We start from the raw sequence: 20020 nt of genomic DNA, 5'->3' as shown, positions 1-20020 counted from the left end.
AACGCGTCAGATGACGCGTGCCACGCAGGCTGCAGCGGAGTTGGCGCCGCCGGGCAACACGTTGTCAGCCACGAGCGTTTCGCCGCCTGCCAGCGGACCGATCAGCGCGAAATAGCCGACCTTGCCTTCGCTCTTGAGCTGCCACTTGATCCTTGTACCCGGCGGCAGGTTCTCGGCGCTGTGGTTGATCACTTCAATCGCATTGGGCTGGGTCGCCACGTTGCAGCTGAGTTCGACCTGCAAGCCAAAATGCCGCGTCTGCAGCACCGGCTCGGGATAGTCGCTAGAAGACGACTGCGAGGCTGCCTTGTCTGGCTTGGCGTCATCCGGGAGGTCGGTCGGGCCAGTGTCGTCGATCGGGGGCGTAAGCCCACCACCGGGCGGGAGTTCGGTTACCGGGTCTGCAAATGCCGGTACACACATCAGTGCCGCGAGCAGGGCGCTCGCGAGGGGACGGATTGCGTTCATTCTGTTTCCTGGCGTGAGGCCAACGGTCGCGTCCACGACCGAGACGATTTATGACTTTGCTTTGTTGAACCGGCAACTACCCGTCGACGCTTGAACACCTGCTGAGGTTCCCGTTTAGCCACCGTTCACCCGATCTCGGCGCCAGCGTTGCCCAACCGCTACACGCCCCGATCGCTTCTTAGCGCCTATTTGGGCAAGCCGGCCCGCGACGCAAGCGGTTCGCGAAATGATGATGAAGATGGCTAGCTTGCGCCCCGTGCATGGCGCCGCCACTATGCGGGCATCAGGGACGTCAGGCTTACATGGATCGCGAACTTCTCGAGCGGCTCTACCATCGCGCAGTCGATGCCGCCCAGCCCCGGCACGCCATCGCCGCCAACCTGCCCGAACCGCCGCGTGGACGCACCATCGTCATCGGCGCCGGCAAGGCCTCGGCCCAGATGGCGCAAGCCTTCGAACAGGCTTGGCCGCACCCCATCGACAAGGGGCTGGTCGTCACCCGCTACGGCTACGCCGTGGCCTGCGAACGCATCGAGATCGTCGAAGCCGCCCATCCGGTGCCCGATATCGCCGGTTATCTCGCCGCCCGCCGGCTGCTTGAGACCGTCTCAGGGCTCAGCCACGACGATCTGGTCGTGGCGCTGATCTCCGGCGGCGGCTCTGCCCTCTTGCCGCAGCCGGCGCAGGGGCTGAGCTTCGAGGACGAGCAGGAGGTCAACCAGGTGCTGCTCGCTTCGGGCGCGCCGATCGGCGTGATGAACGTCATCCGCAACGAGCTCAGCGCCATCAAGGGCGGCCGGTTGGCGGCAGTGGCATCGCCGGCCCGCGTCGCAACGCTGATCGTCTCCGACATTCCCGGTGACGACCCCTCGCTGGTCGCGTCGGGGCCGACCGTACCCATGGCTTCGAGCCGAGCCGAAGCCCGTCACCTCGCAGCGCTCTATCGGTTGAAGCTCCCAGAACCGGCCGAGGACCTCCTCGCCTCCGACCAGAACCTCGCCCCAACGCCAGCCGATCCGCGTTTTTCGCACAACAGCGTCCGCATCATCGCCTCCGCCGCCCTCTCCCTCGATGCCGCCGCGGCCGAGGCCGGCAACACAGGCCTCACGCCCCACATCCTCTCCGATGCCATCGAGGGCGAGGCGCGCGATGTCGCCGGTGTACATGTCGCGCTCGCCCGCGAAATCCGCAGCCGCAATCGCCCTTTTGAGAAGCCCACGATCCTTCTCTCCGGAGGCGAGACCACCGTAACCATCCGCGGCGACGGCCGAGGCGGCCGCAACGCCGAGTTCCTGCTCGCCTTCGCCCTCGCCATCGAAGGGCAGGAGGGCATTTCCGCGCTCGCCGCCGATACCGACGGCATCGATGGGGCAGGCGACAATGCCGGCGCCTTCTGCGACGGCACCACCGCCGCACGCATGCGCTCAGCAGGCATCGACCCGCGCGCCGCCCTCGCCAACAACGACGCCTATAACGCCTTCCGCGCCGTGGCCGGGCTGTTCATCACCGGCCCGACAGGGACGAACGTCAACGACTTCCGCGCCATCATCATCAGGTAGGCTTCATGGCCAAGGCAACAGGCATCGGCGGGATTTTCTTCCGCGCCCGCGACACCAAGGCGCTGAGCGCCTGGTATGAAGAGCATCTCGGCGTGCCGGGCTTCTGGACGCAGGACGCCGGTCTCACCATCTATTCGCCGTTCGAAGAGGCAACGACCTACTTCCCCGCCGACAAGCAGTGGATGATCAACTTCCGCGTCGACGACCTCGACGGCCTCATCGCGCAGCTGAAGTCCGCCGGCATCGCCGTCGAAACCCGCCCCAATGAATGGGACACGCCCGAAACCGGCCGCTTCGCCCGCGTCGCCGACCCTGAGGGTAACCAGATCGAACTCTGGCAACCACCGGTGGACTGATCCTCCCCTGCGAAGCGGGGGAGGGGTTTCGAGCCGTCCCACAGGGCAAATCGCTCCAGTGGAGCGATTTGAGGTGAGAAGGCCTTGAGAGCTACGCTCGAAAGGCCCGCCGTAGGCGGTGGAGGGGGCGGCCGCACGCGCCGGCTTACTCCTCCACCCAGCTGTCGAACTCGCCGTCCTTCCTGAGCCGCGCCACCATGTACCCGCCGCGCTCACGCGGCCGCACCTCGTACTCGTACTGGCCGCCGTCCATGGCACGCTGAATATTGGCGGCGCTCTCGGCGCTCTCCACCGACGAATAGACCTGCGGCACGCTGCCGCCCTCGCTGACGAATGCCCGTGACATCGGCTGTCTCCTTCGCGGCGAGCATACACCACCTTAAGCAGCCGGACGATTTTGGTTCCGGTGGAACTTCCCTTTCACCCCGACTTCCCATTAAGTGCCGCCCATTCCAGGGAGGTGCCGCATATGGCCAAAAAGAAGATCGCCGTCATCGGCATCGGCAAAATCGCGCAGGACCAGCACCTGCCGGTCATCGACAAGAGCCCCGATTTCGAGCTCGCTGCCTGCGTCTCAACGCGCGGTATCGGCCACGGTGACGTGCCCGTCTTCAAGACCCCGGCCGAACTCTACAAGGCCATGCCCGAGGTCAAGCTCGTCGCCATCTGCACCCCTCCGGGCGTGCGTCATGCCTATGTCCGTGAGGCCATCGACGCCGGCAAAGACGTGCTGCTCGAAAAGCCGCCGACGCCCACGATCACCGAGTTTGAGGACCTCGTCTCCTATGGCGAGAAAAAGGGCCGCGTCCTCTATCAGACCTGGCACAGCCGCTACAACGCCGCCGTCGATACCGCCAAGCTCATCCTCAAGGACGAAGGCGTCGCCGAGGTTCGCATCGATTGGCGCGAGAGCGTCCGCAAATGGCACCCCGGCCAGGAATGGGTGTGGGAGCCCGGTGGCTTCGGCGTCTGCGATCCCGGCATCAACGCCATGTCGATCTTCACCAAGATCATGCCGTTCCCGGTCTTCGTCGACAAAGCTACGCTCAAGTTCCCGGCCAACCGGCAGACCCCGGTCGATGTTGAGATCGTCTTCAAGTCGGCCCAGAAGCATGCCCCGAAACTCTCGGCTGGCTTCAACTGGCTCGAAGAGTCCGGCGAGATATGGACCATCGCCATCGAAACCCGCAAGGGCACCAAGCTGAAGCTCGAAAGGGGCGGCACGGTGCTCAAGGTCGACGGCAAGGAAACCGTCGCCAACCCGTCCGAGGAGTATGAGGCGATCTACGAGCGCTTCGCCAAGCTGCTCAAGAAGGGCAAGTCCGAGATGGACGGTTCGCCGCTGCGCCTCATCGGCGATGCGTTCCTGCTGGGCGCCCGCGAGAACGTCGAAGAGTTCCACTGGTAGGTCAATCGCGGAGGGGACGATGTACGGCCTGATCGGCAGCTTCACCGCCCATGCGGGCAAGCGCGACGAACTCATCGCGCTGATGACAGCCAGCACCGGCGATATGCCGGGCTGCCTCAGCTACATCGTCGCCCACGACCCGGTTGATCCGGACAAGATCTGGATCACCGAGGTCTGGGATTCCGCCGACAGCCACAAGGCCTCGCTGCAAATCCCGCTCGTCGCCGAGACCATCAAGAAGGCGATCCCGCTGATCGCCGGCTTCGGCGACCAGATCCAGACCGTGCCGGTGGGTGGCGTCGGACAGTAGCGCCGGCATCTAGACATTTGTCCACTGGCGCGTGCCCTGGCGCGTGGCTAGAACTACCATACCAGATCAGGAGGCACCCCATGTACGAGACCTTCAACGGCTCGGCGCACCCGCTTGCGCCCAAGGAAATCGCCATCACCGCCGTGCCCGATGACGAGCGCGTCTGGGTGCCACAGGCCGACGGAGTGTGGTTCCGTCCGCTCTTCCTCAACACGCTGCAGGGCCAGTGGTGCAACCTGCTGCGCGTCCGCCGCGCCGGCATCCTGAGCCGGCACCTCCATCCGCAGCCCGTGCATGGCTATGTCATCAAGGGCCGCTGGCACTATCTCGAGCACGACTGGGTGGCCGAAACCGGCTCCTACGTCTTCGAGCCGCCCGGCGAGATCCATACCCTCACTGTCCCTGAGGACACCCCGGAGATGATCACCTTCTTCAACATCTCCGGCTGCATGGTCTATCTCGACAAGGACAACAAGCAGATCGGCTTCGAGGACGTCTTCACTAAGATCGACATGTGCAAGAAGCACTACGAGAAGGTCGGGCTGGGCGCGGACTACGTCGAGCAGTTCGTCAGATGAGCTGGGCCACTGAATTCTTCGCGGGCAAGACCGTCGTCATCACCGGCGGCACTTCGGGGATCGGGCAGGGCATAGGCCGCGCTTTCGCCGATGCCGGCGCCACCGTCCAAGTCACCGGTGCCACCCAGGCCGAAGTCGTATCCGGCGCTGCCGCCGAGCCGCGCTTTCGCTACACCCAGCTCGATGTCCGCAACGCCGAGCAGGTCGCCGAATACGCCGGCGTCTTCGGGCACGTCGATGCGCTCATCAACTGCGCCGGCGTGAACCTCCGTGCCGCCGAGCATACGGTCGATGGCTTCCAGACCGTCATCGACATCAACCTCAATGGCTCGATGCGCACCGCCTATGCGTTTCGCGACAAGCTCGCCGGCGGGGCCATCCTCAATATCGGCTCGATGTTCTCGTTCTTCGGCGCCCCGCACGCCCCGGCCTATGCCGCGAGCAAGCACGCCGTCGCCGGCCTCACCAAGTCGCTCGCCGTCGCCTTCGCGAAAGAGAACATCCGGGTCAACGCGCTTGCTCCCGGGTGGATCGAAACGGCGATGACCGCGGTCCCGCGCGCCAACGAGACGCGCAACGCCGAACTCATGGGGCGCACCCCGCTCGGACGCTGGGGTACGCCGGCCGACCTTGCCCCGGCCGCGCTATTCCTCTGCTCGCCCCTCGCCGGCTTCATCACCGGCGCCATCCTGCCCGTCGACGGCGGTTACCTCATCGCCTGACCCGACCTTAGGCGCGCAGAAATAGAGTGCCTGGTTGATCGCGTAGAGCGAACCGGTGAGCGGAATGCCGTTAGTCGGCAGAGCCGGCCCGGCCTTCGGATCGAGATAAGCAACGCCGCCATTCTTCAGCGCCTCGATGACGTCGGTGACCTCGCCCGCCACCTTGGCGTGATAGGGCGTGCCGTCCGGCTTTGCATCTATCTCGAGTCCCGTCTCGCGGTCGACATCGAGTCGCCAACGCCCGGCATCGCCGCCGGGGCGGCTGGTATGCAGGTGCACCCCGACGCTGAAATCGTCCTCGCAGCGTACAGCGATGCAGGTGAAGCTCTCTGGCGTCGACTTGTAGGCGCACCCGAGCGCGGCACGATCACCCTCGCCCGCAAGCGGAGAGTAATGCCAGCCTTCCTCCTGCGCCAAAGCACCGCCGGTCGAGCCCAGCACGATCGCGGCCAGTGCCGCGAGACCCGCCGCTTCCACCGGTGTCAGCGCCACCCTACTTCCCCGCGTCAGTGAGTTCCTTGATGTCTTCGGCGCTGAGCGTCAGGCGTGCGCTCTTCATCAGGCTCGCGAGTTGCTCGACCGAGGTTGCCGACGCGATCGGTGCGCCAACGCCGGGCTGTGCCGCGACCCAGGCGAGACTGACTTCCGCCGGCGTCGCGCCGGTGCGCTTGCTGATGGCGTCGAGCGCCTTCAGGATGCTGAAGCCCTTCGGATTGAGATACTTCTCGACCACCGCCTGTCCGCGCGGGCTCTGCTGCGCGTCAGCCGCGCTGCGGTACTTGCCCGCGAGGAATCCACGCGCCAGGCTGAAATAGCCGATGCCCGAAATCTCCTCCGCGACGCAGGTCGCCTGCACCTCTTCGAACTTGGCGCGGTCGTAGAGGTTGAACTCGTTCTGGATCGTCTCGTAGCGCGCCAAGCCATTCGCCTTCGAGATCGCGAGGGACTCGGTCAGCAGCGCAGTATCCTGGTTCGACGAGCCGATGTAGCGCACCTTACCGGCCTTCACGACCCGGTCCAGCGCGGCAAGCGTCTCCTCCTGCGGCGTGTTCGGGTCGGGCCAATGCGTCTGGTAGAGGTCGATATAGTCGGTCTGTAGTCGCGTCAGCGAGGCATCGACTTCCTCCTCGATCCATTTGGCGCTGAGGTCGCGATGGCCCTGGCCCATGTCAGAGCCGACCTTGGTGAACACGAGCACCTTGTCGCGGTTGCCGCGCGCCTTCATCCAGTTGCCCAGGATGGTCTCGGACTTGCCTTTGCCGTAACTGTCGGCCGTATCCACCGCCGCGAAGCCGCCATCGAGAAGTGCGTCCAGCACCCCATAGGCGGTGCTCTCTTCGAGCGTCCAGCCGAGCACGTTGCAGCCGAAAACCAGGGGCTCGATGAATAGCTCGGTGCGGCCAAGGCGGCGCTTCGTCATGACAAATCTCCTTGAATGAAAAGCAGGCGGGCGGGCGGCTCCGGACCTTAGGCGCAGCTTCCATCGGCGACAAGCGATGGAACAACGGCGTCCGTCAGGCCTTTGGCTGGATCAGGTCCCACTTGTTGCCATAGAGGTCCTCGAACACCGCCACCGAACCGTAAACCTCGTGCCGCGGCGCTTCCAGGAACCGCACGCCGCGCGCCGTGTAGGCAGTAAAGTCGCGCTCGAAATTATCGGTCTCGAGGAAAAAGCCGACTCGGCCACCGGTCTGGTCGCCGACCCGCGCCTCCTGCTCAAAGCCGTCTGCCTGAGCCAGCAATAGCCGCGCCCCGCCACCCGTCGGAGCGACCAGCACCCAGCGCTTACCACCGCCAAGCGGAGTGTCGGCAACGAGGGCAAAGCCGAGTCTGTCGCGGTAGAATGCGATGGCCTCGTCGTAATCGGCAACGACAAGGGCGATTGTGGCGATGGATTGCATCTTCCTCAAATTCTTTGCTGCTCTGTTTGTTTGGTGTGTCGCCTGATCGAACCCCACCATGCAACCGCTTTACGGGCCCGATTTTTGGCCGGTGGTGTCATTTTCTGTCGCAGACCCCAACGGTGGAAACTCATTCCCCGTCCGGCGTCGTCTTGACCAATTGGTCAACTCCCCATTGCGCGGTCACGGAAAAAGCGCTTTGTTGCCGGCCAAGCTCCGACCAGCACAAGGGACTCTGTGCCGTGAACGTCGGAGCGCAATGCTATTCGGGAGACAACATCATGAAATTGATGCGCACCCTGCTCGCCGCAACCGCGCTTGTCGCGGTTCTGGGCGGCAGTGCCTACGCCAAGCAACTCGTATTCTGCTCTGAAGCTTCGCCGGCTCACTTCGACCCCGGTCCGACGACCGGCGGTAACGACTTCGACGCCTCGTCGCGCGCCATCTACGACCGCCTCGTCGAGTTCGAGCATGGCGGCACCGCCGTCATTCCGGGCCTCGCCGAGAGCTGGGAAGTTTCGGCCGACGGGCTCGTGTACACCTTCAAGCTGCGTCCGGGTGTGAAATTCCACACCACCTCCTACTTCACCCCCACCCGCGACCTCACTGCCGACGACGTGATCTTCTCGCTCGAGCGCCAGTGGAAGGAAGACAATCCGTGGAACAAGTACCTCGAGGGCATCTCGTGGGACTATTTCCAGGGCATGGACATGCCCAAGTTCCTGAAGTCGATCGAGAAGGGCGCTGACGACCTCACCGTCGTGATCACGCTCACCGAGCCCAACGCTCCGATGATCGCCAACCTCGGCATGGACTTCGCTTCGATCGTCTCGAAGGAATACGCCGACCAGTTGCTGGCCAAGAACGACCCGGCCGCTCTCGCCGATTTCTCCAATAAGCCCGTCGGCACCGGCGCGTTCGTTTTCGTCGACTACCAGACCGACGCCGTCATCCGTTACCAGGCCTTCGCCGACTACTGGCGCGGCAAGGTGGCGATCGACGACCTGATCTTCGCCATCACGACCGATCCGGCCGTGCGTGCGCAGAAGCTGAAGGCCGGCGAATGCGATATCATGAGCTATCCCGCCCCGGCCGACATCGCCGGCCTGCAGGCGGACACCAACCTGCAGGTGCTTGAGCAGGAAGGCCTGAACATCGGCTACATGTCGTACAACACGACGATTGCTCCGATGGACAACGTCAACGTCCGCAAGGCGCTGTCGATGGCCATCAACAAGCCGGCCATCGTCGAAGCGGTTTACCAGGGCGCCGGCCAGGTGGCCAAGAACCTGATCCCGCCGACCATGTGGTCCTATGACGACAAGATCGTCGATACCGCCTACGATCCGGAAGCGGCCAAGAAGCTCCTCGCCGATGCTGGTGTGTCGGGCCTGACGCTCGATCTCTGGGCCATGCCCGTGTCGCGTCCGTACAACCCGAACGCGCAGCGCGTCGCTGAAATGATCCAGGCTGACTGGGCTGCCGTGGGGGTCACTGCCAACATCGTCACCTACGAGTGGACCGAGTATCGCGAGCGCGGCAAGAAGCCGGACCGCCCGGGTGCGTTCCAGATCGGCTGGACCGGCGACAACGGTGATCCGGACAACTTCTTCGCGACCCTGTTCTCCTGCTCGGCTATTGGCGTTTCCAACTACTCGAGCTGGTGCAACGACGACTTCGAGAAGGCCATCCAGGACGCCAAGAAGGTTTCCGACCAGGCCGAGCGCACCGCGCTCTACACCAAGGCCCAGGAAATCTTCAAAGCCGAAGAGCCGGCAATGACCATTGCCCACTCCAAGGTCTTCATGCCGATGAACAAGCGCGTCCTGGGCTACACCATGGACCCGCTCGGCATCCACCGCTTCGACAACGTCGACGTAACCGAATAACTAGAGATAGAGTTCGAGGGGCGGCGCCATCACCGGCGCCGCCCCTTGGCGTACCCAATGCTGCGATTCATCCTCCAGAAACTCGCCCTGATCGTGCCGACCATCATCGGCATCACGATTGCATCGTTTGCCTTCATCCGCCTGCTCCCCGGCGACCCCATCCTCGCGATGGCCAGCCAGTACGGCGTGACCCCCGAACGCTATGAAATCCTCAAGCACCAGTACGGCTACGACCTGCCGATCTGGCAGCAGTATCTCAACTATGTCGGCGGCATCCTGCAGGGCGATTTCGGTATCTCGCTCGCCACCAAGCGCCCGGTGATCGAGGAGTTTATGACGCTGTTCCCGGCAACGGTCGAGCTGGCCCTGTTCGCTATGCTGATCGCCGTCGCGCTAGGCATTCCCGCCGGCATTTTCGCCGCCATCAAGCGCGGCTCATGGTTCGACCAGATCACCATGGGCGTGGCTCTGACAGGCTATTCGATGCCGATCTTCTGGTGGGGCCTCCTGCTCATCATCTTCTTTTCCGGCTATCTCGGCTGGACTCCGGTGTCGGGCCGTATCGCGGTGAGCTTCTTTTTCCCGCGCGTCACCGGCTTCATGCTGATCGACAGCCTTATCGCTGGCAAACCCGCGGGCTTTGTCTCGGCGCTCCGCCACCTGATCCTTCCGGCGATCGTTCTCGGCACGATCCCGCTTGCCGTCATCGCGCGGCAGACCCGTTCGGCCATGCTGGAGGTGCTGGGCGAGGACTATGTACGCACCGCGCGCGCCAAGGGGCTCGAGCCCGGCCGCGTCGTCGGCGTCCACGCCTTCCGCAATGCCTTGATCCCGGTGGTCACCACCATCGGCCTGCAAGTTGGATTGCTGATGGGCGGGGCCATCCTCACCGAGACGATCTTTTCCTGGCCCGGCATCGGCAAATGGATGATCGATTCAATCAGTAAGCGCGACTACGTCTCTGTGCAGTCGGGGCTGCTGCTTATTGCGTTGATCGTTATGGCGGTGAACCTCATCGTCGACATCCTCTACGCCGTCATCAACCCACGCATCAGGGTGCAGTGATGAGCACGGAAGCCGCAACGCCCAACACCGCCATCGGCCGCTTCGCTGCCCTCCGCGAGTTCTGGTACTATTTCTCGATGAACAAGGGGGCCGTCCTCGGCCTCATCGTGTTCGTCGCACTCATCATTGTCGCCATCTTCGCGCCCCTGCTGGCGCCGTTCTCGCCCGACCAACAGTTCCGCGAGTTTATCCGCATGGCGCCGCCGTGGTCGGGTGGCACGCAGCCGCAATTCTTCCTCGGCACCGACGAAGTCGGGCGCGACATCCTCTCGCGCTTGATCCACGGCGCCCGCTACTCCCTCTTCATCGGCTTCTTCGTCGTCTCGGCTGCCATGATCACCGGCGTGACGCTGGGCCTCCTCGCCGGTTACTTCCGTGGTTGGGTCGATGCGGTGATCATGCGCGTCATGGACATCATCCTCGCCTTCCCTTCGCTGCTGCTGGCGCTGGTGCTGGTGGCCATCTTGGGGCCGGGCCTGTTCAACGCCATGCTGGCTATTGCGCTCGTGCTGCAGCCGCATTTCGCACGCCTCACCCGCGCCGCGGTGCTCAGCGAGAAGAGCCGCGAGTACGTGACCTCGGCCAAGGTCGCCGGGGCGGGGAATCTGCGGCTGATGTTCATCACCATCCTCCCCAACTGCCTCGGCCCGCTCATCGTCCAGGCGACGCTGAGCTTCTCGAACGCCATCCTTGAGGCCGCCGCGCTTGGCTTCCTCGGCATGGGCGCCCAGCCGCCAACGCCCGAGTGGGGCACCATGCTGGCACGGGCGCGTGAGTTCATCACTTCGGCCTGGTGGATCGTCACCATGCCTGGCCTCGCCATCCTCATCACGGTGCTCGCCATCAACCTGATCGGCGATGGGTTGCGCGATGCGCTCGACCCCAAGCTCAAGCGGAGCTGAGGCCGATGCCCCTTCTCGATGTAAAGAACCTCACCGTCTCCTTCGACACCTCGGTCGGCGTTTTCAACGCCGTCAAAGGCATCGATCTCCATGTCGAGGCGCGCGAAGTGCTCGCCATTGTCGGCGAAAGCGGCTCGGGCAAGTCCGTTGCCATGCTCGCCGTCATGGGCCTCCTGCCGCCCACAGCCACGGTCGCAGCCGACAGGCTGACCTTCGATGGGCGCGACCTGCTGAACATCTCTGCTGCCGACCGGCGCAAGATCATCGGCAAGGATGTCGCCATGATCTTCCAGGAGCCGATGACCAGCCTCAATCCGTGCTTCACGGTGGGCTTCCAGATCGAGGAAGTGCTCCGCTTCCATCTCGGCATGGACAAAGCACGGCGCCGCGCCCGCGCCGTCGAGCTGCTCGACCTCGTGGGCATTCCGAACCCGGCCGACCGCATCAACTCCTATCCGCACCAGATGTCGGGCGGCCAGAACCAGCGTGTCATGATCGCCATGGCAATCGCCTGCAACCCCAAGCTGCTGATCGCCGACGAGCCGACCACCGCGCTCGACGTCACCATCCAGAAGCAGATCCTCGACCTGCTCGTTCGCCTTCAGGCGGAGCACGGCATGGGCCTGATCATGATCACCCACAACATCGGCGTCGTCGCCGAGACGGCAGACCGCGTGGTCGTCCAGTACAAGGGCAAGAAGATGGAGGAGGCGGGCGTGCTCGAACTCTTCACCGCGCCCAAGTCGCCGTATACCCGCGCGCTCCTCGCCGCCTTGCCGGAGAACGCAACCGGTGACCGCCTGCCCACCATTTCCGGCTTCAACTTCGAGGAGGCCAACTGATGGCAACCGTCCTTGAAGCCAGCAGCATCGTCCGCGACTACCACGTCGGCGGCACGATCTTCACCGGCGGTCGCACCGTCCATGCCGTCAAGGGTGTGAGCTTCAAGCTCGAGCAGGGCAAGACGCTCGCCATCGTCGGCGAGTCCGGCTCCGGCAAGTCGACGCTGGCGCGCATCCTCACGCTCATTGATCGGCAGACCGCCGGCGAATTGAAGATCGACGGCGAGACCGTCGATATTGGTCGCTCCGGCGTCACCAAGGACATGCGCCGCAAGGTGCAGATGGTGTTCCAGAACCCCTATGGTTCGCTCAACCCGCGCCAGAAGATCGGCGACGTGCTGATGGAGCCGCTGTTGCTCAACACCGACATGCCGGCCGCCGAGCGTCGTGAGCGTGCGCTCGACATGCTAGTGAAGGTCGGCCTCCAGCCCGAGCACTTCAACCGCTACCCGCACATGTTCTCCGGCGGCCAGCGCCAGCGCATCGCCATCGCCCGGGCCATCATCCTCCGCCCCTCACTGCTGGTGCTGGACGAACCGGTCTCCGCCCTCGATCTCTCGGTGCAGGCGCAGATCCTCAATCTCCTCGCTGACCTGCAGGATGAGTTCGGCCTCACCTACGTGTTCATCAGCCACGACCTCAGCGTCGTGAAATACATCGCCGACGACGTGATGGTGATGTACCTGGGCGAGGCGGTAGAGCAGGGGAGTCGCGACAAACTCTTCTCCAATCCCGAGCACCCCTACACCAAGGCCCTGTTCGCCGCGACGCCGCGTGCCGACGTCGAAAGCATCAAAGCGCGTTTGGCAAGGAAAGCTGCGGCTCAGCCCGCCTGAGCCGCCACACGACTTAAGCCGGTGTTAAGCCGGGGGCCTTAGCTTTCCGGCATGTTCTTATTGCCGGTGTATTTCATTGCCAACAGCTGCCGCACAGAGATTGGCTCTGGCCGCTAAGGCCCGCGGCGCGCAGGGGGCTGCCCGCCCCGTCTCGGCACTTACCAACTTCACGCTCTGGGTCGCCCTGCCGGCGCTCGCAACCTATGTGGTCGTCTGCGCTCTGGTCTTCCTCGCCATGCACCTGATGAGCTCGGAGATGAACGCCATCGACTCCGATCGCGGCAAGAAGGCCATCGCCGCCGCCGTCGAGTCGCTGGTCGTGAGCCTCGGCGAAAGCACCGCCGACGAAGCCACCTGGACCGAGGCTTATCTCAACACCTACGTCACGCCCAATCCGGCCTGGCACGATTCCACCTGGGGCGCGACGGCCCGGGTTTCGGACACTTACGACACCGCCATCATCACCGATGTCGGAGGCAAAATCGTCTTCGGCGAGACCAGTCGCGGCCCCCTGACCGGCAACCTGGCCGACATCTTCAGCGGCGCTGTCGAAATGCTCGCCGAACTCGAGGCCACCATCGGTCGCCTTGGGGATGATGCGACTGTCGCGCACCTGTCGCACAACGAGCGCGGCGCCGCCGCTCTTGCCGGTGCCGTGGTCCATGGCAGTTCCGGTCAGGCCAGCATTCCACGCGAGCACCGGCGTATCCTGTGGTTGGCCAGGCAACTCGACGACACCATGCTGCGCGACGTCGCTGCCCGCTTCGAACTGCCGCTGCCGCGCCTCGTTGCGGACCCGCAGCCCGGGCACGACTCAATGGTGCTCACCGATGCCGCCGGCGCCGATATCGCCATCATCGATTGGCCGCCACGCCGTCCGGGTGATCCAGCCTTCGCCCACACCATCACCGTCGCCGTCATGGTCATGCTGGTCATCGGCGTGCTGGTCTTCCTGGTCCTCGCCGCCTTCCGCCATTCCATCAAGCAGAAGGCCGTGTCCGACGAGCGCGACTGGTTCAACGCGCGCTACGACGCCATGACCCGGCTGCGCAACCGCTTTGGGCTCGAAGATCACCTCAAGAGCCTCATCCCGAAAAAGCGTGGCGAGCGCACCGTGGCCGCCCTCCAGATGTATGTCGATGGTCTCCCCGATATCGTCGGCCTCTACGGACGCGAGACAGCCGGCCAGGTGTTGGTCGCCCTTGCCGAGCGCTTCGCCACATTGGCCGACGGCGACGCCCACGTCGGGCGCGTCGGTCCCGCGGAAATCGGGCTCGTTCAGATCGGCGAGGACTCGCCGCAGTCAATCGCAATCGTGGCCGAAAAGATCCTCGCCACCGCTGCCGACCCCGTTCCGGTCGGCGCGTTGAAGCTCAAGATCGGGGGTATCAGCATCGGCCTCGCCTCCGCCTCGCTGCCCCGCGAAAACATCGGCGACGTGATCCGCATGGCCGAAACGGCCGTGGCCAAGTCGCGCGAAACCGGCGGCAACCACACCGTGGTCTATGCGCCCGCCATTGAGGACGAGCGCCGTCGCCGCGTCGAGTTGCAGGCCGATATCCGTCGCGGTCTCGAGGCCGGCGAATTCGACCTCGAATACCAGCCCATCATCGACTTCCGCACTCGGGCGATCACCGGTGTCGAGGCGCTAATGCGGTGGAACCGTCGCGCTGCCGGGCCGATGGGACCGGGCGAGTTCATTCCCGCGGCGGAGGCCTCGGGCCTCATCGACGATCTCGGCATGTTCGCCCTGCGCCGCGCCGTCGAGGAAATCGGCCCGCTCGGCGACCTCAAGATCTCGGTCAACGTCTCGACCGCCCAGTTGCGGAACCCGACGCTACCGCAGACAGTCTTCACCGCGCTCGACGAGTGGGGCGTCGATCCAACGCGTCTGCAGCTCGAGGTGACCGAATCCTTCCTCGTCGCCCAGCCCGAGCGGGCCATCATGCTGATCGAGCAGTTGCGGCGTGCCGGCGTGCTCATAGCACTCGACGATTTCGGCACCGGCTATTCCTCGATCGGCTACCTGAAGCAGTTCAAGTTCGACCGGGTGAAACTCGACCGCTCGCTGGTGGCCGATATCGATGCCGATCCGGTCCAGGCAGCGCTGGTCGAGTCCACCATGGTCTACGCTTTTGCCATGGGCCTCGCCGTCACCGCTGAAGGAGTCGAGCGCCGCGAGGAGGCTGCGCTCCTCTCCCGCCTCGGCTGCCGCGAGTTCCAAGGCTTCCTCTTCGCCCGCCCGCTCCGCCTCGCCCAACTTGTCCGGTTGATCAGCGACGAGCCCGAGGAACTGCGCGAGGCCAGCTAACTCGCGCGCTTCAGGCACTCGGCGCAGCGCCCGCGCAGCTCGATCGTCGTCCGTTCAAGCCCGAACCCGGTGGTCTTCGCCCATTCCCCCAGCCGCTCCGTCACCTCCGGGTCAGCAAACTCGTCCACCCGCCCGCAGCCGGTGCAGATAGCGAAGGCCGCGGTATCGGCGCCGTGACACTCAGCACCGGCGCAGCAAACGAAGGCGTTGAGCGATTCCAGCCGGTGCGCGAAACCCTGCTCAATCAGCTTGTCGAGCGCCCGATAGACCTGCAGTGGCGCCCGCAAACCCTCGTCGCGCAGCTTGTCCAGAATGTCGTAGGCCGAGAGTGGTCCTTCCGCGCCATTGAGCGTCTCGAGCACGAGCCCCTGATTGCGCGTCAGGTCGCGCGGCCGCTCATGGTGGTGGTCGTCATGGTTGTGGGACATGGATCAGGCCTCCCGCTTCCGGCCCAGCAGCCGGGCCGGCAATGCAACCGAGATCAGGAACAGGACGAGCGCCGCGACGACGATCGACGGGCCGCTCGGTGTGTCGAAGCGCAGCGAGCCGAACAGCCCGCCGGTCACGCCAACGGCGCCCGCGACACCGGCGATCACTGCCATCTGCTCCGGCGTGCCGCTAACCCGCCGCGCCGTCGCCGCCGGAATAATAAGCAGCGCCGTGATCAGCAGCACGCCCACGATCTTCATCGCGATGGCAATCACCGAGGCGAGCAGCAGCATGAACACCACCCGCGTCACCTCGGGCCGCATGCCCTCGGCTTCCGCGAGATCCCCATTCACCGTCGCCGCCAGCAGCGGCCGCCACAGTGCGACCAACACTCCGAGGATCAGCGCTCCGCCCACCCAGATCACGACGATGTCGGCCATCGTCACGGCGAGAATATCACCGAACAGGAACCCCATTAGGTCGACGCGGATACCGCTGAGAAAAGCCACAACAAGGCCGATCGCCAGCGCCGAGTGACTGAGGATGCCGAGCAGCGCGTCGGTCGACAGCGTATTCCGCTGCTGCAGCAACAACAGCGCCCCCGCCACCGCCGCCGCGATGATGAATACCCCGAGCGTCACATCGATCTGCAGCACCAGCGCCAGGGCGACACCGAGCAGCGCCGAATGGGCCATCGTATCCCCGAAATAGGACATCCGCCGCCACACGATGAAGCAGCCGAGCGGCCCCGTGACCAGCGCCAGCCCGACCCCCGCGATCAGTGCGCGGGTGAAGAAATCGTCAAGCATGGTCGTGTCCGTGGTGCTCGTGCCCCTCGTGCGCATGGACGTGCTCGTGCGCCTCTACCACCTTCCCGTCCGCTTCGAGCACGCGGCCGTCCGGCAGGTGGGTATGATCGTGATGGTGCTGGTAGACCGCCAGCGCATTGGCTGCCCGTGCCCCGAAGAGGCTCAGGTACTCCGGGCTGCGCGCCACCGATTCCGGCGTGCCGCGGCAGCACACATGACCGTTGAGGCAGATCACGGTATCGGTCGCCGCCATCACCACGTGGAGGTCATGGCTGATCAACAGGATGCCGCACTGCGTCTCGTCACGGATCTGCCCGATGAGATCGTAGAGCGCCACCTCGCCCGAGAAATCGACGCCCTGTACCGGCTCGTCCAACACCAGCAGGTCCGGCTTCCGGATCATCGCCCGCGCCAGCAGCGCGCGCTGGAACTCACCGCCCGACAGATGCTGCACCTCGGCCTGCGCCAGGTGCGCGACGCCCGTCGCCGCGAGTGCGGCCCGGATCTCGTCACGGCCATAACTGCCAGTCAGCGTCATCAGCCGCTCGACCGTCAGCGGCATGGTCCAGTCGATCGCGAGCTTCTGCGGTACGTAGCCGATCCGTAGCCCCGTGCGTCGCGTCACCGTGCCGACGCTCGGCTTCAGCACGCCCGTCACCAGCTTCGCCGTGGTCGATTTGCCCGAGCCGTTGGGCCCGATCATCGTCACGATCTCGCCGCGCCGGATGGAAAGGTCCACGCCCTCCACCAGCCAACGTCCATCGCGTTGCACGCCCGCGCCGGCCACATCCACCAGCACTTCGTGCCGCGTTACCGCATCCATGAAATTCACATTCCATCTCTTGCTGACGTTATATCATTACGCTATAGCGTCGGGCGCCGAAAGCGTTATGTCATAACATATCGTACGGTATCGCGTCGAACCAAGAGGGTTTCCTGTGCAGAAGAGTTTTGTCCTCGCGCTGGCTGCAGCGCTGAGTTTCTCCACCGTTGCGTTCGCCGAAGTGCCGAAGGTCGTGGCGAGCGTCAAACCCATCCACTCCCTCGTCGCCGCCGTCATGGGTGATCTCGGCACTCCGGCACTGATCGTGAGCGGCGCCGCCTCGCCCCACACCTATAGCCTCAAGCCGTCCGACGCGCAGGCCCTGCAATCGGCCAATCTCGTCTTCTGGACCGGCCACGGCCTCGAGCTCTTCCTCGAGGATTCGATAAACTCGCTCGCCCCCAACGCCACCATCGTCGAGCTCAGCCAATCACCGGGGATCGAACTGCTCCCGCCGCGCGAAAGCGGCACCTTCGAGGAGCACGCCGACGGCGACCACGAAGACCACGCAAATGAGGGCGAAGATCACGCCCACGAGGCCGAGCGTGACATGCATTTCTTCCTCGACCCCGAGAATGCCAAGGCCATGGTGGCGGTGATCGCCGACAGCCTCGCCAAGGCCGATCCGGAGCATTCCGACACCTACAAGGCCAACGCTGCCGCCGAAACCGCCGACCTCGACGCCCTGATTGCCGAGACCACGGCGGCCCTTGCGCCGATCAAGGACCGGCCCTTCGTCGTCTTCCACGACGCCTACCAGTATTTCGAGCACCGCTTTGGGCTGAACGTCGCCGGCTCGATCACCATCAGCCCCGAGCTGGCACCCGGCGCCGAGCGCATCAACCAGATCCGGGACAAGCTCAAGACCCTCGACGCGGCCTGCGTCTTTGCCGAGCCGAACTTCAATCCGCGCCTCGTCGACGTGCTGATCGAGGGGACCTCGGCCAAGCGTGGCGTGCTCGATCCCGAGGGAGGTACGCTTGACGAAGGCCCGGGCCTCTATCCCACCCTGATCACCGGCCTCGCCGACAATCTCAAGGCCTGTCTCGGCTAGAGCGCTTTCAGCAGGCGCGGACGCTTCAACCGCCTATCGCAGCGGTCCGCGGAAGATGAAGAACGCGCCGGCAAAGATCAGCACAAAGCCGACCGCGTGGTTCCAGGTCAGCTTCTCGCCGAGCACAAACACCGCAAACCCGACGAACACGGTGAGGCTGATGACCTCCTGGATGGTCTTCAGCTCCGCTGCCGTATAGGTGCCGTAGCCGATACGGTTGGCGGGCACCGCCAGCCAGTATTCGACCAGGGCGATGCCCCAGCTGACCATCACCGCCACCCACATGGCCATGTGGGGGAACTTGAGGTGGCCGTACCAGGCCACGGTCATGAATACGTTCGAGCCGATCAGTAGAATGATCGGCATCACGCTTTGGAAGGTCATTGGAGAGGCACCGGAAAATCGCGTCTCCGCAATATCCCCGGCTCGCACCCACCCGCAAGGGCTATAGGCGCAGACCATCCTTGTCGAAAAGTAGCACCGTCGCGGGGTCGACCCCGAACTCCACGGCCGTATCCGTCGCCATGTGCGAATGGCCCCGTTGCTGCACCGTGATCTGCGCGCCGCCCACGCTGGCAGCGTAGACATAGGATACGCCGCCCAGCTGCTCGACTACCTGCGCCCGCGCCACGAGCCGCACCGGTGCGCCACCCGCATCGACGAAATGCTCCGGCCGCACCCCTACCGTCACCTTGTCCCCGATGCGCGCGCGATCCGACCGGGCCCTGAGCTTCAACGATGCCTCGCCGAACTCGTCGAGTCGCACCGCCACCTCGTGACCCTCGACGCCCGCAACGGTCGCCCCGATGAAGTTCATGCGCGGCGAGCCGATAAAGCCGGCAACGAACAGGTTGTCCGGATCGTCGTAGAGCTCGATCGGCGTACCCTGCTGCTCGATCCGGCCGGCGCGCAGCACTACGATTCGGTCCGCCAGCGTCATCGCCTCGACCTGGTCGTGCGTCACATAGACCATGGTGGCGCCGAGCTGCTGGTGGAGCTTGGCGATTTCGATGCGCATCTGCACGCGCAGTTCCGCATCGAGGTTCGAGAGGGGCTCGTCGAACAGGAACGCCTTGGGCTCGCGAACGATAGCCCGGCCGATGGCAACACGCTGGCGCTGCCCGCCGCTGAGCTGGCGCGGCTTGCGCCCCATCAGCGGCTGGATATCGAGGATTCGCGCCGCCTCGGCGACACGTCCCGCCACTTCACCGCGCGGCATGCCGCCCATCTTCAGCCCGAAACCGAGATTCTGCTCGACCGTCATGTGCGGGTAGAGCGCATAGGACTGGAACACCATGGCGACGCCGCGCTCGGCCGGGTCGTAGTCGGTGACGTCCTCGCCGCCGATGAACACCTGGCCGGCGGTCGGCTCCTCGAGGCCTGAGATGGTGCGCAGCAGCGTCGATTTTCCACAGCCCGATGGTCCGACAAATACCACGAACTCGCCATCGGCGATGTCGAGGTCGACGTCATGGATCACCGGAACAAGGCCGAAGCTTTTGTTCACGCCACGCAATTGCAGTTCGGCCATCAATCCCCTCCCAGGTGGCGCACCACCCGCCGTAACCCATTACAAGGACGCACACTTTCCTTCCGCGCGCTTCCTCCTCGAAGCTGCGGTGGAAATTTTGAGGCACGTACCTCTTGCTATGTATGAACCGTTGCGCGACAGTGATCAAGCCGCATCGAGGCTGGAGGGCCAGGCGCGGCACGCGAAAATCCGGAACGCTCGGGAGGCAATCCGGATCGCGTGGAGGA

General features: G+C 64.6%; 23 protein-coding genes. 13 read left to right on the top strand and 10 right to left on the bottom strand.

Annotated elements, in window-relative coordinates; genetic code table 11:
- Positions 1-6: 6 nt before the first annotated feature.
- Positions 7-468, bottom strand: coding sequence for a hypothetical protein (locus tag ACOYW5_RS11255; protein WP_423069338.1), 462 nt, complete (start codon positions 466-468; stop codon positions 7-9).
- A gap of 302 nt (positions 469-770) precedes the next feature.
- Here ACOYW5_RS11255 and ACOYW5_RS11250 point away from each other — a divergent pair, with 302 nt between their 5' ends.
- On the top strand, positions 771-2027 hold the full coding sequence (locus ACOYW5_RS11250) for a glycerate kinase type-2 family protein (protein ID WP_423069337.1): 1257 nt from the start codon (positions 771-773) through the stop codon (positions 2025-2027).
- 5 nt (positions 2028-2032) lie between these two features.
- The gene (locus ACOYW5_RS11245; protein ID WP_423069336.1) at positions 2033-2383 is read left to right on the top strand and encodes a VOC family protein; all 351 of its coding nucleotides are present in this window, start codon (positions 2033-2035) and stop codon (positions 2381-2383) included.
- Between the two features lie 145 nt (positions 2384-2528).
- On the opposite strand, the gene ACOYW5_RS11240 is transcribed toward ACOYW5_RS11245, so the two are convergent.
- Entirely contained in the window at positions 2529-2729 is a 201-nt protein-coding gene (locus ACOYW5_RS11240; protein WP_423069335.1) for a hypothetical protein, read from the bottom strand.
- A 123-nt stretch (positions 2730-2852) separates the two neighbouring features.
- Between ACOYW5_RS11240 and ACOYW5_RS11235 the strand changes: the two genes are divergently transcribed.
- The 4 genes from ACOYW5_RS11235 to ACOYW5_RS11220 all read left to right on the top strand — a co-directional run bounded on the left by ACOYW5_RS11235 (position 2853) and on the right by ACOYW5_RS11220 (position 5401).
- The gene (locus tag ACOYW5_RS11235; protein WP_423069334.1) at positions 2853-3791 is read left to right on the top strand and encodes a Gfo/Idh/MocA family protein; all 939 of its coding nucleotides are present in this window, start codon (positions 2853-2855) and stop codon (positions 3789-3791) included.
- A gap of 19 nt (positions 3792-3810) precedes the next feature.
- Positions 3811-4101, top strand: coding sequence for a putative quinol monooxygenase (locus ACOYW5_RS11230; RefSeq protein ID WP_423069333.1), 291 nt, complete (start codon positions 3811-3813; stop codon positions 4099-4101).
- An 80-nt stretch (positions 4102-4181) separates the two neighbouring features.
- Entirely contained in the window at positions 4182-4679 is a 498-nt protein-coding gene (locus tag ACOYW5_RS11225) for a 2,4'-dihydroxyacetophenone dioxygenase family protein (protein ID WP_423069332.1), read from the top strand.
- On the top strand, positions 4676-5401 hold the full coding sequence (locus ACOYW5_RS11220) for an SDR family NAD(P)-dependent oxidoreductase (RefSeq protein ID WP_423069331.1): 726 nt from the start codon (positions 4676-4678) through the stop codon (positions 5399-5401). Before ACOYW5_RS11225 ends, ACOYW5_RS11220 begins: the two co-directional genes overlap by 4 nt.
- Here the strand turns inward: ACOYW5_RS11220 and ACOYW5_RS11215 are convergent.
- From ACOYW5_RS11215 to ACOYW5_RS11205, 3 genes are all read right to left on the bottom strand, one after another.
- The gene (locus ACOYW5_RS11215) at positions 5324-5893 is read right to left on the bottom strand and encodes a hypothetical protein (protein WP_423069330.1); all 570 of its coding nucleotides are present in this window, start codon (positions 5891-5893) and stop codon (positions 5324-5326) included. The genes ACOYW5_RS11220 and ACOYW5_RS11215 overlap by 78 nt on opposite strands.
- 1 nt (position 5894) lies before the next feature.
- Complete coding sequence (locus tag ACOYW5_RS11210; RefSeq protein ID WP_423069329.1) at positions 5895-6821, bottom strand: aldo/keto reductase; 927 nt, start codon at positions 6819-6821, stop codon at positions 5895-5897.
- Positions 6822-6915: 94 nt separating this feature from the next.
- On the bottom strand, positions 6916-7302 hold the full coding sequence (locus ACOYW5_RS11205) for a VOC family protein (protein WP_423069328.1): 387 nt from the start codon (positions 7300-7302) through the stop codon (positions 6916-6918).
- Between the two features lie 281 nt (positions 7303-7583).
- Between ACOYW5_RS11205 and ACOYW5_RS11200 the strand changes: the two genes are divergently transcribed.
- The 6 genes from ACOYW5_RS11200 (at position 7584) to ACOYW5_RS11175 (ending at position 15147) form a co-directional block, all read left to right on the top strand.
- Positions 7584-9191, top strand: coding sequence for an ABC transporter substrate-binding protein (locus ACOYW5_RS11200; RefSeq protein WP_423069327.1), 1608 nt, complete (start codon positions 7584-7586; stop codon positions 9189-9191).
- Positions 9192-9248: 57 nt separating this feature from the next.
- Positions 9249-10256 carry an ABC transporter permease subunit gene (locus ACOYW5_RS11195; RefSeq protein ID WP_423069326.1) on the top strand — a complete coding sequence of 336 codons (1008 nt, stop codon included), beginning with the start codon at positions 9249-9251 and terminating at the stop codon, positions 10254-10256.
- Entirely contained in the window at positions 10256-11158 is a 903-nt protein-coding gene (locus tag ACOYW5_RS11190; protein WP_423069325.1) for an ABC transporter permease subunit, read from the top strand. The genes ACOYW5_RS11195 and ACOYW5_RS11190 overlap by 1 nt, the downstream gene beginning before the upstream one ends.
- Positions 11159-11163: 5 nt before the next feature.
- Complete coding sequence (locus tag ACOYW5_RS11185) at positions 11164-12000, top strand: ABC transporter ATP-binding protein (protein WP_423069324.1); 837 nt, start codon at positions 11164-11166, stop codon at positions 11998-12000.
- Positions 12000-12836, top strand: coding sequence for a dipeptide ABC transporter ATP-binding protein (locus ACOYW5_RS11180; RefSeq protein ID WP_423069323.1), 837 nt, complete (start codon positions 12000-12002; stop codon positions 12834-12836). The genes ACOYW5_RS11185 and ACOYW5_RS11180 overlap by 1 nt, the downstream gene beginning before the upstream one ends.
- Positions 12837-12936: 100 nt before the next feature.
- On the top strand, positions 12937-15147 hold the full coding sequence (locus ACOYW5_RS11175; RefSeq protein WP_423069322.1) for a putative bifunctional diguanylate cyclase/phosphodiesterase: 2211 nt from the start codon (positions 12937-12939) through the stop codon (positions 15145-15147).
- On the opposite strand, the gene ACOYW5_RS11170 is transcribed toward ACOYW5_RS11175, so the two are convergent.
- The 3 genes from ACOYW5_RS11170 to ACOYW5_RS11160 are packed head-to-tail and all read right to left on the bottom strand — an operon-like array spanning position 15144 to position 17208.
- Entirely contained in the window at positions 15144-15575 is a 432-nt protein-coding gene (locus ACOYW5_RS11170) for a Fur family transcriptional regulator (protein WP_423069321.1), read from the bottom strand. The two genes, ACOYW5_RS11175 and ACOYW5_RS11170, sit on opposite strands and share 4 nt — an antisense overlap.
- A 3-nt stretch (positions 15576-15578) precedes the next feature.
- Positions 15579-16385: a metal ABC transporter permease gene (locus ACOYW5_RS11165; RefSeq protein ID WP_423069320.1), complete on the bottom strand. Its 807-nt coding sequence runs from the start codon at positions 16383-16385 to the stop codon at positions 15579-15581.
- The gene (locus tag ACOYW5_RS11160; RefSeq protein ID WP_423069449.1) at positions 16378-17208 is read right to left on the bottom strand and encodes an ATP-binding cassette domain-containing protein; all 831 of its coding nucleotides are present in this window, start codon (positions 17206-17208) and stop codon (positions 16378-16380) included. Before ACOYW5_RS11160 ends, ACOYW5_RS11165 begins: the two co-directional genes overlap by 8 nt.
- A 115-nt stretch (positions 17209-17323) precedes the next feature.
- Between ACOYW5_RS11160 and ACOYW5_RS11155 the strand changes: the two genes are divergently transcribed.
- Positions 17324-18262 carry a zinc ABC transporter substrate-binding protein gene (locus tag ACOYW5_RS11155; protein ID WP_423069319.1) on the top strand — a complete coding sequence of 313 codons (939 nt, stop codon included), beginning with the start codon at positions 17324-17326 and terminating at the stop codon, positions 18260-18262.
- A gap of 33 nt (positions 18263-18295) precedes the next feature.
- Here ACOYW5_RS11155 and ACOYW5_RS11150 read toward each other — a convergent pair whose 3' ends face one another.
- Together ACOYW5_RS11150 and ACOYW5_RS11145 are read right to left on the bottom strand one after the other, a co-directional pair.
- Positions 18296-18646, bottom strand: coding sequence for a DMT family protein (locus tag ACOYW5_RS11150; protein WP_423069318.1), 351 nt, complete (start codon positions 18644-18646; stop codon positions 18296-18298).
- A 61-nt stretch (positions 18647-18707) separates the two neighbouring features.
- Positions 18708-19793 (bottom strand): ABC transporter ATP-binding protein, encoded by a 1086-nt coding sequence (locus tag ACOYW5_RS11145; protein ID WP_423069317.1) that lies wholly within the window; start codon positions 19791-19793, stop codon positions 18708-18710.
- Positions 19794-20020 lie beyond the last annotated feature (227 nt).

The sequence above is a fragment of the Devosia sp. CN2-171 genome (genome assembly GCF_049354815.1).
GTDB lineage: Bacteria > Pseudomonadota > Alphaproteobacteria > Rhizobiales > Devosiaceae > Devosia_A.
This window is presented reverse-complemented; position numbering and strand designations above follow the sequence as displayed.

Coding starts and splice junctions, on each gene's coding strand:
- ACOYW5_RS11255 (WP_423069338.1), bottom strand. CDS start 468: ATGAACGCAATCCGTCCCCTCGCGAGCGCCCTGCTCGCGGCACTGATG.
- ACOYW5_RS11250 (WP_423069337.1), top strand. CDS start 771: ATGGATCGCGAACTTCTCGAGCGGCTCTACCATCGCGCAGTCGATGCC.
- ACOYW5_RS11245 (WP_423069336.1), top strand. CDS start 2,033: ATGGCCAAGGCAACAGGCATCGGCGGGATTTTCTTCCGCGCCCGCGAC.
- ACOYW5_RS11240 (WP_423069335.1), bottom strand. CDS start 2,729: ATGTCACGGGCATTCGTCAGCGAGGGCGGCAGCGTGCCGCAGGTCTAT.
- ACOYW5_RS11235 (WP_423069334.1), top strand. CDS start 2,853: ATGGCCAAAAAGAAGATCGCCGTCATCGGCATCGGCAAAATCGCGCAG.
- ACOYW5_RS11230 (WP_423069333.1), top strand. CDS start 3,811: ATGTACGGCCTGATCGGCAGCTTCACCGCCCATGCGGGCAAGCGCGAC.
- ACOYW5_RS11225 (WP_423069332.1), top strand. CDS start 4,182: ATGTACGAGACCTTCAACGGCTCGGCGCACCCGCTTGCGCCCAAGGAA.
- ACOYW5_RS11220 (WP_423069331.1), top strand. CDS start 4,676: ATGAGCTGGGCCACTGAATTCTTCGCGGGCAAGACCGTCGTCATCACC.
- ACOYW5_RS11210 (WP_423069329.1), bottom strand. CDS start 6,821: ATGACGAAGCGCCGCCTTGGCCGCACCGAGCTATTCATCGAGCCCCTG.
- ACOYW5_RS11205 (WP_423069328.1), bottom strand. CDS start 7,302: ATGCAATCCATCGCCACAATCGCCCTTGTCGTTGCCGATTACGACGAG.
- ACOYW5_RS11200 (WP_423069327.1), top strand. CDS start 7,584: ATGAAATTGATGCGCACCCTGCTCGCCGCAACCGCGCTTGTCGCGGTT.
- ACOYW5_RS11195 (WP_423069326.1), top strand. CDS start 9,249: ATGCTGCGATTCATCCTCCAGAAACTCGCCCTGATCGTGCCGACCATC.
- ACOYW5_RS11190 (WP_423069325.1), top strand. CDS start 10,256: ATGAGCACGGAAGCCGCAACGCCCAACACCGCCATCGGCCGCTTCGCT.
- ACOYW5_RS11185 (WP_423069324.1), top strand. CDS start 11,164: ATGCCCCTTCTCGATGTAAAGAACCTCACCGTCTCCTTCGACACCTCG.
- ACOYW5_RS11180 (WP_423069323.1), top strand. CDS start 12,000: ATGGCAACCGTCCTTGAAGCCAGCAGCATCGTCCGCGACTACCACGTC.
- ACOYW5_RS11170 (WP_423069321.1), bottom strand. CDS start 15,575: ATGTCCCACAACCATGACGACCACCACCATGAGCGGCCGCGCGACCTG.
- ACOYW5_RS11165 (WP_423069320.1), bottom strand. CDS start 16,385: ATGCTTGACGATTTCTTCACCCGCGCACTGATCGCGGGGGTCGGGCTG.
- ACOYW5_RS11160 (WP_423069449.1), bottom strand. CDS start 17,208: ATGGATGCGGTAACGCGGCACGAAGTGCTGGTGGATGTGGCCGGCGCG.
- ACOYW5_RS11150 (WP_423069318.1), bottom strand. CDS start 18,646: ATGACCTTCCAAAGCGTGATGCCGATCATTCTACTGATCGGCTCGAAC.
- ACOYW5_RS11145 (WP_423069317.1), bottom strand. CDS start 19,793: ATGGCCGAACTGCAATTGCGTGGCGTGAACAAAAGCTTCGGCCTTGTT.